This is a genomic window from Burkholderia sp. AW49-1 (assembly GCF_053427845.1).
On record NZ_JBSAXF010000057.1, the window covers coordinates 1 to 11,811 of the forward strand.

The following is an 11,811-nucleotide window of genomic DNA, read 5'->3' on the forward strand; positions in this document are numbered from 1 at the left end:
CAGCAGGGCCATCGCCAATGGATGCAATCATCTGTTGGCGGGGCTTGTGATCCGATAACCGCAAGGAGCAGAACATGCGACAGTACTTCCCGGCAAGACTGCACGACTGGCGAACGAAGCGCGGCTTCACGCTTCTGGAATTGCTGGTGGTTCTGCTGATCATCGCGCTGCTGGCCGGATACGTAGGGCCCAAACTGTTCTCGCAAGTCGATTCGGCCAAAGTGAAATCGGCACAGGCGCAGATGAAGACGCTTGCGGACGCACTCAGCCAATATCGGCTCGATACCGGACACTATCCGAGCGAGCAGGACGGATTGCATGCACTGACTCAGAAGCCGGCCGATGAGACAAACTGGCATGGCCCGTATCTGGCGAGAGCGGTACCGGACGATCCATGGGGGCATCCGTATGTCTGGAAGAATCCCGGCACGAATCATGAAGTCGAAATCCTGACTTACGGGAAGAGCGGTCGGGCGGGCGACAAGAACGAGATCGTATTCGGCTTCTGACCAGGGCGATACCATGAACTTCGTCACGATCGAACGCATGCGGGCCCATCTCCTGACCGGTGCACTCTGGTCGCTTTTGGCGGCGAATGCACAAGCGACCTGCTGGGAATTGGCCGGGGAGCGTTACCACATCGATCCGCTGCTGCTGTATTCGATCGCGAAAGTCGAATCGAATCTGCAACTGAATGCGCGCCACGTGAATCGCGACGGTTCTTACGATATCGGGCTGATGCAGATCAACAGCAGGCAACTGGTGCGGCTGGCCGCCTATGGCATCACCGAATCCAGACTGCAAACCGAGCCCTGCACGGCCGTGATGACGGGCGCATGGATTCTCGGCGGATTCGTGCAGCGGATGGGCTATGGCTGGCAAGCGGTCGGCGCTTACAACGCAGGTGGCGCGGCATCGCGCGAAGCGTTGCGGGTCAGCTACGCGACGAAGGTCTGGCGGTACTATCAGGCATTGTCGGTCTTGAGACAACAGAAGCAGAATACCGATGCGTTGGCGGCTCATTCTTATGCGGCGGATCAGTAGATGTCCGAATTCGAAGTCCGGATCTTGCGTGAAGGGAAGCTGGAGAGCATGCGCCTTCAGGCCGACGATGCCGCGGAGGTGCGCAACCGGTTGCGTTCCGAAGGCATGCGCGTGCTGTCGGTTCGTCCGTCCCGCCGTGTCGACTTGCGGCTACCGTCGCGCAAATCGAGGTTCGAGCTCGGTCTTTTCATTCACGAACTGAATGTGCTGCTGAATGCGGGGCTGGTGCTCGTCGAGGCTGTCGAGGCGTTGCGCGACAAGGCACCGGCAGGGATCAACCGGGATGTGCTCGTCAAGCTGACGTCGGCGATGTACCAGGGCCAGTCGTTCTCGAAGGCGCTCGATCAGCAGCCGGAAGTCTTTCCGTCGCTTCTCGTGGCAACGGCCGCGTCGTCGGAACAGAGCGGCCAGCTCGGCGTTGCGTTGCAACGTTACCGGCAATACGAGGCGCACATCGAAACGATCCGCAAACGCGTGCGAAGCGCGTTGATGTATCCGGTGATCGTGATGAGCATCGGCACGATCATCTTGCTGTTCATGATGTTTTTCGTGGTACCCCGCTTTGCGTCGGTTTTCGACTCCGTCAGCAAGCTGCCCGCCAGCGGACGTTTCATGGTCTGGTGGGGCGCGCAGGTCGACACGCGCGGCCTCGAAATCGGCATCGGCATGGCCGCTTTCGTGATCGTGGCGGCTGTCGTGATCCGCACGAAGGCGTTTAAGGCCGCGGCGACCAACCTGCTCTGGCGGATTCCGCAGTTGCGGGAGCAGCGCACGCTGTTCGTGCTGACCCGCTTCTACCGGACCCTGGGTATGTTGATGATGGGTGGCATGGCCGTCGTCCCGTCGATCGAACTGGCGGGCGGCGTGCTGCCGAACGATTATGCGCCGCGTCTGTCCCGTTCGATCGGTGCGATCAGGGAAGGTATCGCGATGTCGACGGTATTCGCGCAGCATGCGCTGACGACACCGGTTGCCGAGCGCCTGTTGCGCGTCGGCGAGCAAAGCGGCGAGCTCGCCGCGATGTGCGAGCGGATCGCGCAGTTTCACGACGATGCGCTGGAACGTGCGATCGAGACGTTCAGCAAGGTATTCGGGCCGGTGCTGATGCTGATCGTCGGCGGGCTGATCGGCATTGTGGTGTTCCTGCTGTACATGCCGATTTTTGAATTGGCGGGCAGCATTTCGGGGTAAGCGCCATGAACGAACTGGCGAAGGCGTGGTATCAGGAAGCGCAACGCAAGGGCACGAGCCTGGATGCGCATCTGGTCGACGTGCTGGGTAGCAATCCGTCGTTGTTGCCGCAGGTCGCCGAGGTGTATGGATTGATCGCACTCGAGCCGGTGCAACTCGACGGCCACGCGAATTTCGACAGGCTCGGCCTGGCGGAAGCGCTGGCCTGGGGCGTGCTGCCTGTCCGGATCGGCGAACGGGACTATCTCGTGATCGACGATCCGCACGCGATGACCACGCGCAACTGGTGTCAGACAAACCCGGTCGCGCGGCGCTTCATTCCGGCAATGAGCCTGCCGGGTGTGGTGCGACGGCAATTGCAAGGTGCGGAAGGCGGCCAACGGATGCTCGAGCAGTTCGACGGCGACGCGGGTGTCGTGTCCGTCGGCGAGGGCGAGCCGGAAATTTCGCTGACGACGATTTCGCAGGAAGCCAGCACCGTGGTGCGCCTGGTTGATTCGATGCTGATCGATGCGTTGGGCATCGGTGCCAGCGACGTCCATGTCGAAAGCGTACCCGAGGGGCTGGTCATCAAATACCGGATCGACGGCGTGCTCCAGCAGGTCGGCAAGGCGGCCGGGACGGACACTGCGGAACAGACGCTGTCGCGCCTGAAGGTGTTGTCGGAGCTCGACATCAGCGAGCGGCGCGTGCCGCAGGATGGTCGCTTCAAGGCACGCATCCAGGGCCGCAACGTCGATTTTCGGGTGTCGATCATGCCGAGCATTCATGGCGAGGACGCCGTACTGCGCGTGCTCGACAAAACGCAGCGCGGCCAGTCGCTGACGCTGGACGCGCTCGGTCTGGAAGAGGATGTCAAATCGCGCATCCGGGTATTGGTCGGCGAGCCTTACGGGATGGTGCTCGTGACCGGGCCGACCGGTAGCGGCAAGTCGACGACGCTTTATGCCGCGTTGTCGGAAACCCATACCGGCGAGAAGAAGATCATCACGATCGAGGATCCGGTCGAATACGAGTTGCCGGGTATCCTGCAGATTCCCGTCAACGAGAAGAAGGGGCTCACATTTGCGCGCGGGCTGCGTTCGATTCTGCGTCACGATCCGGATACGATCCTCGTGGGCGAGATCCGCGACAGCGAGACCGCGACGATCGCCGTGCAGGCTGCCCTGACCGGCCACCTCGTGTTGTCGTCGGTGCATACGAATACCGCATTCAGCGTGCTGGAGCGCTTCCTGTACATGGGCGTCGAGCCCGCGAGCTTCGTCGAGGCATTGCAGGGGGTGGTGTCGCAGCGGCTGATCCGCCGCGTCTGCAAGGATTGCGCGGTGGAGGCGCCGCCCGATCCGGAATTGTCGCGCGAGGCGGGACTGACGCCGGACCAGATCGCCGACGGGCGCTTCCGGACTGGGAAGGGCTGTTCCGCCTGCCGGGGAACGGGATATGCCGGGCGCATTGCGCTCGCGGAAGTGCTGGCGGTCGACGATGCGTTGAAGAAGGGCTTGTTGGAACGCGCATCGGCGGCCGAGCTCAGGAAAATCGCGATGGCATCCGGACACGTATTCATGCGCGACATCGCTTTGAGGAATGCGGTGAAAGGGATCACGACACTGCAGGAGATCCATCGTGTTATTCCACTCCATTGATCATCTGCTGAGACTGAGTGGCGATGGCGCCGAGCTGGTCGCCAGACCGGGCCGCGCGCCCGCCGATGGCGGCCGTCACCGGCATCGGGACGGCACGGTCCTGGAGGCGCTCGCGCATGTGCTGGACGATGCGCAACCGCGACGCGCGATCGGCACCGGTGGCGTGGCCGTTCTACTCGGGTTTCCGCATATACGCGTGATTGCATTGCCGTGGCAGGATTGGGTCGTCCGGCCTTCGGACTTCGACGGCTTCGCGCGCGAAATGTTTGTCGAGCAATACGGCGCGGAATCCGGACAGTGGGAGATCTCGGTCGAACAGGCTGCGTACGGCCGGGCCCGGATGGCCGTTGCCGTGGATCCGGGGTTTCTCGACGAGATCTCCGCCATCCTGAAGACGTCGCGTTTGCGCATGATGACGTGTCGCCCGCTGATTCTCGAAGCCGAGCGGCGCTACCGGAAACGACTGCCCGACAATTGCCTGTTCTCGCTGGCCGAACCGGCATCGGTCAGTTGCCTGGACCGCTCCGACGGAGCATGGCGTCAGGCCGTTACGCTGAGCCGCCCGGCACGGATGCCGTTGGAAGAGACCCTGAACGCCGCGCAGATGATGGCAGGCGTTCTCCACGCGAGGACGCTGGTGGTATCGGATGACGCACCCGAAGGAGACACCTTGCCGGATCAGCCGGTCGAGTGGCTGGGCAGTGTGCATCCGTGGCTCGACCCGAGGACGCCATGAAGCATGCCTGGTTCCGCCCGCGCGTGACGCTCGATCTGGTCCGTTCGGCTCCGTCACGATCCTGGCTGATCGTCGTGCTTTGGCTGGTCGCGCTGTTGATCGGTCTGGTCGTTTGGCGCGACTGGATGCTGCTCAAGCAGGAAGACGAACAGGTTGATTTGCAGGAACAACGCCTGGCGGCATTGAGCGCGCAGCAGGAGCGGGCGATGCAGCGCAAGCTGGGGCCGACCCCGGAGCAGGTGCGGCTGCGCGCGATGTTCGTGCCGCGCCCCGTGGGCGCACCGATCCTGCTGGACCGGATCGGGCAGGCGATGACGCCGGATATCGCGTTGCTCAGGATCGATGTAGACGTGCCGAACCAGGCGGCCACGCTTGACCTGGAAGCGAGGAGTGCGCTGTACGCGCTGAGTTATGTGCAGACGCTCGACGCGCAGCCCGGTGTCAGCGCCACGATCAGAAAAACCGCCCGCAAGGCGGCCGATCCGCAAAATCCGGTGACGGCGACGTTGGCGATCACGATGTTCAGGGAGCCGCTGTGAACATCCCGGCGATCTCCCCGCGGTCGATCGGTGTGCGATCCAGGTGGGCGCTGGCCCGCGTGGAACAGGCGCTCGGTGTGTCGGGCAAGCTGGCGTTCGTGGTGATCGTCGCTGCGCTGGTGGTCAGGCAATGGTTCGTCATGCCGACGAGTCAACTGATCCGGCAGCGCCATGACGAGGCGGTGGCCACGATCGAGGAGCTCAGGCACACGCGGCTGAATCATGGCGACGCGAACACGGAACCGGCGCCATGGGAGCTGCCGAGCGCGAAAGACTTCACGCCCCGCGTGATCGAGATCGTCTCGTTGTTAAGAGATGCGGGCTTTGCGGTTCAGGACGCCACCTTCAGTCAGGCGCGGGTCAACAAGATGCCGCTCGAGCAGCTCAACATGGAGGTGCCGCTGGCCGGCGACTATCCCGGTATCCGACAGGCAGTCGCCAGGCTCGATGCGCTGCCGGGATGTCGCGTGGACCGCATTCTGGTCGAACGGAAATCGATCACCGAGAATCGCGTCCAGATCCGTCTCAAGCTCAGGTTGATCGGGGTGACTGAATGAAGCTTCCTCGTTATCTGCAGATTCTGCTCGGATTGACGGTGCTCGCCTGCGGGTACCTGTTCTGGCAGGATTGGTACGGGCAATCGGCTACGGTCGGGCGTGTGTCCGGCGAGCGGCCGGTCAATGCGCCCGCCGCCGGCGTGACGCGCAAGGCGCCCGTCGCCGGGCGGGCGCAGCCGGTATCAGAAGCGGATGCGGGTCATCCGGCATCGGACAGGCGATCCGTCGATACGACATCCTCGCGGATCGGCCGTCGCCCGAGCGTACCGCAACCGGCTGGCGATGACATTGCGCGACGGTCGGAGGGATCGTCGGACGCAGTCGCGGGCGCGGCACCCAACCTGTTTCCTGCCCAGAGCTGGATGCCGTCATCCGCGGCGCCATCTGCCACGCCCACGATGGCTTCGCTCGACCCGGGACGTTCCGCCGACCGTGGCGCGCCACCCGTTCCGCCGCCGCGGCTCGACAACGCCGCCCATCCGCTGAGCATCACCGCCGAGTGGCGTTATCCCGGACAAAAGACGACCGTGGCCGTGGAGGGCGGTGGAAACAGCTACATTTTGTGCGACGCGTGTGGCCTGGCCGGAAGCATCAGGCCAGGGCAGGTATTCGATTCCGGATATCAACTGGATGCGATCGACGACAGGCAGGTCACCGTGATGCAACTGCGATCCAAGCGCAAGATCGTCTTGCCGCTCACGCTCGAATCGATTGCGAAAGGATGACATGGCGCACCTCAAAATTTCCTGGATGCTTTTCGTCGTTGCCCTCCTCGGCACGATTGCCGGGTGCGGGACGGATCACGCACTGTCGAAAAGCGAGAGCCTGGCCCGCAAGGGCGACTACGCACAGTCGGTCGATGTGCTGCGCGAGCGGATGGCAAAGGATCCGGACAACATCGAATTGCGCGCCGCCTATTTCTCGAAAGTGGAAACGCTGGTAGCCCGCTATTCCAGGCAGGCTGACGATGCATTGACCGCCGGCGACGACGAAACCGCCATTTCCCTGTTGCAGTCCATCCTGGAATACGATCCCGCCAATATCGGTGCGCAACAGGAAATCAACCGGATTCATGCACTGAGGCGCCTGCGTCCGATGCTCGAGCAGGCGAATTCCCTTCGGGATACCGATTCGCAGCAGGCATTGCGCATCGTGCAGAACATCCTTGCGGAAGAGCCCAATCTCGTCGATGCGCAGGAACTGCGCGATACGCTGATTCAGCGCTCGCAGAGCGTGGGCCTGATCGAACATCAGGTGGGCGCCGCATTGCGCAAGCCGGTATCCGTCAACTTTCATTCGCAACCGCTTGCCTCCACCTTCAAGACGCTCTCGGAGCTTTCGGGCGTCAATTTCGTGCTCGACAAGGATATCAGCCCGACCGCGACGATCAGTTTTTCCGCGGCCCGCACGACGGTGGAGGATGCGGTGAACCTGATCACGCTGACGAATCAGTTGCACAAGCAGATGCTCAACGCGGACACGATGCTGATCTATCCCGCACGCCCCGACAAGGATCGCGAGTATCGCGAGCTGGCCGTGCGCACGTTCTTCCTGAGTTACTCGGATCCGAAACTGGTCGCCAACCAGCTCAAGCAGTTGTTGAACCCCAAGGACATCTACATCGACGAACGCCTGAACGCGGTGGTGGTGCGCGACGGCACGGATACCTTGTCCGCCGTCGAGCGCATGGTGCAGGCGCTCGATCTGCCTCCGGCCGAGGTGACGCTGGATGTGCAGGTACTGGAGGTCAACCGCAGCGATCTGCTCAATCTCGGCATCGGCTATCCGTCCGGCGTGAATGTCGGACTGTCGAGCGCGATCAATCCGGTCGAGGGCATTCCACTCGGCAACCTGCGCGGCATCAACAAGGACAATATTCTGATCGACGTCGGCAGCGCCAAGGTGACACTCAACATGCTGCAGCGAAGCGCCAATACGCAGACACTGGCCAATCCGAAAATCCGCGTGCGCAATCGCGAAAAGGCGACGATCAACATCGGCGAGCGCGTTCCGGTCGTCAGCAATACGGTTTCGAACGGCGTGGTCAGTGCGTCCGTGACCTACCAGGACGTGGGGCTGAAGCTCGAGGTCGAGCCGAACATCAGCCTGAGCAACGAAATCGCGATCAAGCTCGCGCTGGACGTCAGCAATATTCTCGAGACGCGTGAAACGAACGACGGGCTGATTACCTACGTGCTGGGCACGCGCAGCGCCAAGACGACGCTGACGGCGCGCAACAACGAAACGCAGGTGCTTGCCGGCCTGATTCGCCGCTCGGATTTCAGTTCGGCGGAGGGGTTGCCATTCCTGTCGAAAACACCGCTGCTGGGTCGCCTGTTCGGCAGCAACAAGAACACACAGGAGCAAGTCGAGATCGTGCTGTTGATCACGCCGCGTATCGAACGCAACCTGAACCTGCCCGCCGCTCAGGTCACCACGTTCTTGAGCGGTACCGAGGCACGGGCCAAAACGCAGCCATTGATTCTCAATGGATCGCGGAAATTCCACCTGATCAACAATCCCGACCCGACCGGGACGGTCGCTCCGTCCAATGCATCGCTGCCGCCGCCGCTGTCCGTACCGAACGGGGCGAACTGGCAGCCGTTGCCGCCGCCGGGCGGACAATCGGTGGGGGCGGTTCCGCAGGGTGTACCGCCAGTCAATGCCGTGCCGCGGCCGCGGACGAACGCGAGCCCGCCGGATCAACTGGAAGCCGAGCCGGAGCGATTGGGCGAACCGCATGGCAGCGGGCCATGAAGCCAGGTCGACGCAACGGGCCGCGCGGGTTCACGCTGATCGAGATTCTCGTGACGCTGTCGATTCTGGCGCTGCTCGCGACGGTCGCGTTTCCGCTGACCGAGCTGGCGTCCCGGCGCGAACGCGAGCAGGAGTTGCGACGCGTCTTGCGCGAGATCCGTGCGGCGATCGACGCCTACAAGCGGGATGCCGATGCCGGGAAAATCGCGGTAGGCGCCGATCGAAGCGGCTATCCACCGACGCTCGACGCGCTGGTGGAAGGCGTGGACGATGCGACCGACCTGACCGGCGAGCGCAAGCTGTATTTCTTGAGGCGGATCCCGCGCGATCCGATGTGCGGCTGCCCGGACGAGCTGCCGGAGAAAACCTGGGCGCTGCGCAGCTACGAGAGTGCTCCGGAGGAACCGCGCGAGGGTGACGATGTGTTCGACGTTGCGTCGAAAAGCAGCCAGGAGGCCCTGGATGGAACCCATTACAAGGACTGGTAGGCCGTTGTGCTCGCGGCGGCGCAGGCAGTGGGCGGCGTTTACGCTCATCGAACTACTGGTGGTGATGGCGATCATCGGCACGTTGGTTGCGATCACGGCGCCCCGCTATTTTCAGCAGCAGGACAAGGCGCGCGAAACCGTGCTGCGCCACAATCTCGTAACGTTGCGCCGTGCGATCGACAATTACAGGGATGATCGGGGCAGCGATCCGTCGTCCCTTCAGGACCTGGTGTCCCAGCGTTATCTGCGTGAAGCGCCGCTCGACCCGATGACCGGAAAGCGTGATACCTGGGTGCTGGTGGCCGATCCGGATCGGGGTATTGGGGATGTCCGCAGCGGCGCGCAGGGTAAAGCATCCGACGGCACGGATTACTCGAGCTGGTAATGACGAAATCGCATCGGATCCAACGAGGCTCGATCTACATCGGCATGATGGTGGCGGTGTCCATCGTCGGGATCATGCTGATGGAATTCGGTGCGCTGTGGAAAACGGAGCAGCAAAGGGAACGCGAAGCCGATTTGCTCGCCAAGGGCGGGGAAGTGCGATCGGCAATCGGCCGCTATTTCAATGCGGGTCCGGTAGCGGGAACCTTCCCGGCCAGCCTGGAGGACCTTACCCGGGATCCGCGTTATCCCGGAACGGTGCGCTACCTGAGAAGAGTCTATCGCGACCCGATCGACGGAAAATCGGAGTGGGGAACGATAACCGGGTCGGGAGGGGGCATCATGGGAGTGTTCAGTCAAGCGGGTGGAGAACCGCTCAAGCAGGACAATTTCCGGCTGGACGACGAGGCGTTCGCCGGGAAAGACAGCTACAAGGACTGGATCTTCCTCTACCACGTGCCGGGCGGGGGAGGGGGAGAATCCCCCATCCCGCTTCCCGGGCCGGTTCCGGACCGGCACGAACACGAGTGAGGCCGGACTGGAAACTCGATCCCGCCTCGCTCATCATGCTGAACCGCGTCGACCACCATTTCAAGTCCTGAAGGCCTTCGTGACCTGCCCCCTGCAAACAGGGCCAGCTGGAGTCTAGTAAAGTTCGTTTTCGGAGAAGAAGACGAACATGAAGAAGCGCTTTACGGAACAGCAAATCATCGGGTTTCTGAAGGAAGCCGAAGCCGGTATGCCGGTCAAGGAACTGTGCAGGAAGCACGGGTTCAGTGACGCGTCGTTCTACACCTGGCGCGCGAAGTTCGGCGGCATGGAAGTCTCGGAAGCCCGCCGGCTCAAGGACCTCGAGGTGGAGAATGCTCGGCTGAAGAAACTGCTGGCCGAAGCAATGCTCGATATGGAAGCGTTGAAGGTCGTCGTCAAGGGAAAGCCCTGAGCCCGCAAGCCAAACGCGAAGCAGTATCGGCGATTCGGGAGAAGGTCAACATCTCCGAGCGCCGCGCCTGCCGGCTTGTCGGGCTTTCTCGCAGCGTGCTGCATTACGACGCGAAGCCAGACCACGAGAATGAGGTGCTAGCGGCGCGTCTGGTGGAGTTGGCACACGAACGTCGTCGATTCGGCTACCGCCGATTGCACGCCCTAGTGGAACGCGAAGGCACGCACGCCAATCACAAGCGCATCTATCGCCTGTACCGTGAGGCAGGGCTGTCCACGAAATATCAACGACCCTCGTGAGTCGTATTACTTTAATGCTGGGCGAGTTCGCCCAGCAATGCAGCGTTTAGGGATGCTCTGCATAACTCGCTCCCGGACGTGCTTGCCGAGGATCGGCGAGCAAGCGAACATTTAGGCCATGAAACAAACTGACCTTGGACTGAACCTGTCGACGAAGCGCACGCGCAAGCGCGAATTTCTGGAAGAGATGAACCGGGTGGTGCCGTGGGCCGATCTGGTCATGCTGATTGCCCCGTACGCTCCGGAAGGCAAGCGCGGTCGCCCGCCGTTCGCGCTCGAGGCGATGCTGCGCATCCACTTCCTGCAGCAATGGTTCGGCCTGTCGGACCCGGCGATGGAAGAAGCGCTGCACGACGTACCGCTGTACCGGGAGTTCGCCGGGCTGGACAACTGGACGGTGCGGCTGCCCGACGAGAGCACCATCCTGCGATTCCGTCATCTGCTGGAGAAGCACAAGCTGGCTGAGCAGATCCTCGCGCTGGTCAACGACATTCTGCGCGACAAGGGGCTGATGCTGCGCGCAGGCACGGTGGTGGACGCGACGCTGATCAGCGCTCCGAGCTCGACCAAGAATGCGTCGGGCGAACGCGACCCGGAGATGCATCAGAGCAAGAAAGGCAACCAGTGGTACTTCGGCATGAAAGCGCATATCGGCGTGGACGCCGAATCCGGGCTGGTGCATACGGTGCGGGGCACCTCGGGTAACGTCAGCGACGTGCTCGAAGCCAACAGCCTGTTGCATGGCGAGGAAACCGACGCGTTTGGCGACGCGGGCTATCAGGGCGTGCACAAGCGTCCGGATGCCCGGGCCGGCGTGAACTGGCACGTGGCGATGAAGTCGGGACGCCGCCGTACCCTGGACAAAAGCAAACCGCTTGATGCGCTCATCGATCAGATCGAGCGAATCAAGGCCGGCATCCGAGCCAAGGTCGAACACCCGTTCCGGGTGATCAAACGGCAGTTCGGTTACGCCAAGGTCCGCTATCGCGGGCTGAGCAAGAACACCGCGCAACTCATGACCTTGTTCGCGCTGTCCAACCTGTGGATGGCGCGTGGCAAGCTGCTGGCTGCACGGGCATGAGCGTGTCCCAAACTGGCGCGGAGCCCGCACGCGTGGCGTCGTGCGGGCCGGTTGGATTTGCGCCGGGGTGACAAGCTTGCGACGAAGCACGTTCATTGCCCTTTACCTGTCAAGCACACTGGATTTGGCTTTGTGCAGAGCATCCTTAG

Annotated in this window: 13 protein-coding genes and 1 pseudogene; all 14 read left to right on the forward strand. The window is 62.5% G+C overall.

The features are described from left to right. The first annotated feature begins 74 nt into the window (after positions 1-74). The 14 genes and pseudogenes from gspG to ACV22W_RS33015 all read left to right on the forward strand — a co-directional run bounded on the left by gspG (position 75) and on the right by ACV22W_RS33015 (position 11,662). The gene (gspG, locus tag ACV22W_RS32950) at positions 75-509 is read left to right on the forward strand and encodes a type II secretion system major pseudopilin GspG (RefSeq protein WP_448023701.1); all 435 of its coding nucleotides are present in this window, start codon (positions 75-77) and stop codon (positions 507-509) included. A gap of 13 nt (positions 510-522) precedes the next feature. Then, positions 523-1,044 carry a transglycosylase SLT domain-containing protein gene (locus ACV22W_RS32955; protein WP_448023703.1) on the forward strand — a complete coding sequence of 174 codons (522 nt, stop codon included), beginning with the start codon at positions 523-525 and terminating at the stop codon, positions 1,042-1,044. Further along, positions 1,045-2,235, forward strand: a complete 1,191-nt coding sequence (locus ACV22W_RS32960; RefSeq protein ID WP_448023704.1) for a type II secretion system F family protein — start codon at positions 1,045-1,047, stop codon at positions 2,233-2,235. A gap of 5 nt (positions 2,236-2,240) precedes the next feature. Then, the gene (locus tag ACV22W_RS32965; protein ID WP_448023706.1) at positions 2,241-3,878 is read left to right on the forward strand and encodes a GspE/PulE family protein; all 1,638 of its coding nucleotides are present in this window, start codon (positions 2,241-2,243) and stop codon (positions 3,876-3,878) included. Then, positions 3,859-4,614 (forward strand): hypothetical protein, encoded by a 756-nt coding sequence (locus ACV22W_RS32970; RefSeq protein WP_448023707.1) that lies wholly within the window; start codon positions 3,859-3,861, stop codon positions 4,612-4,614. Before ACV22W_RS32965 ends, ACV22W_RS32970 begins: the two co-directional genes overlap by 20 nt. Beyond that, positions 4,611-5,153 carry a hypothetical protein gene (locus ACV22W_RS32975; protein ID WP_448023708.1) on the forward strand — a complete coding sequence of 181 codons (543 nt, stop codon included), beginning with the start codon at positions 4,611-4,613 and terminating at the stop codon, positions 5,151-5,153. The genes ACV22W_RS32970 and ACV22W_RS32975 overlap by 4 nt, the downstream gene beginning before the upstream one ends. Beyond that, positions 5,150-5,710 (forward strand): hypothetical protein, encoded by a 561-nt coding sequence (locus ACV22W_RS32980; RefSeq protein WP_448023709.1) that lies wholly within the window; start codon positions 5,150-5,152, stop codon positions 5,708-5,710. The genes ACV22W_RS32975 and ACV22W_RS32980 overlap by 4 nt, the downstream gene beginning before the upstream one ends. Beyond that, positions 5,707-6,435, forward strand: a complete 729-nt coding sequence (locus ACV22W_RS32985; RefSeq protein WP_448023710.1) for a hypothetical protein — start codon at positions 5,707-5,709, stop codon at positions 6,433-6,435. Before ACV22W_RS32980 ends, ACV22W_RS32985 begins: the two co-directional genes overlap by 4 nt. A 1-nt stretch (position 6,436) precedes the next feature. Further along, positions 6,437-8,467: a secretin N-terminal domain-containing protein gene (locus ACV22W_RS32990; RefSeq protein WP_448023712.1), complete on the forward strand. Its 2,031-nt coding sequence runs from the start codon at positions 6,437-6,439 to the stop codon at positions 8,465-8,467. Continuing rightward, on the forward strand, positions 8,464-8,955 hold the full coding sequence (locus ACV22W_RS32995; RefSeq protein WP_448023714.1) for a type II secretion system protein: 492 nt from the start codon (positions 8,464-8,466) through the stop codon (positions 8,953-8,955). Before ACV22W_RS32990 ends, ACV22W_RS32995 begins: the two co-directional genes overlap by 4 nt. Next, the gene (locus tag ACV22W_RS33000) at positions 8,930-9,340 is read left to right on the forward strand and encodes a type II secretion system protein (RefSeq protein WP_448023715.1); all 411 of its coding nucleotides are present in this window, start codon (positions 8,930-8,932) and stop codon (positions 9,338-9,340) included. Before ACV22W_RS32995 ends, ACV22W_RS33000 begins: the two co-directional genes overlap by 26 nt. Further along, a complete protein-coding gene (locus ACV22W_RS33005) occupies positions 9,340-9,870 on the forward strand; it encodes a type II secretion system protein (RefSeq protein WP_448023716.1) in 531 nt (176 codons plus the stop codon). The genes ACV22W_RS33000 and ACV22W_RS33005 overlap by 1 nt, the downstream gene beginning before the upstream one ends. Positions 9,871-10,018: 148 nt before the next feature. Beyond that, positions 10,019-10,572, forward strand: a pseudogene (locus tag ACV22W_RS33010) (transposase); the annotation flags it as partial. Between the two features lie 127 nt (positions 10,573-10,699). Then, the gene (locus ACV22W_RS33015) at positions 10,700-11,662 is read left to right on the forward strand and encodes an IS5 family transposase (protein WP_448023718.1); all 963 of its coding nucleotides are present in this window, start codon (positions 10,700-10,702) and stop codon (positions 11,660-11,662) included. The last annotated feature ends 149 nt before the right edge of the window (positions 11,663-11,811 follow it).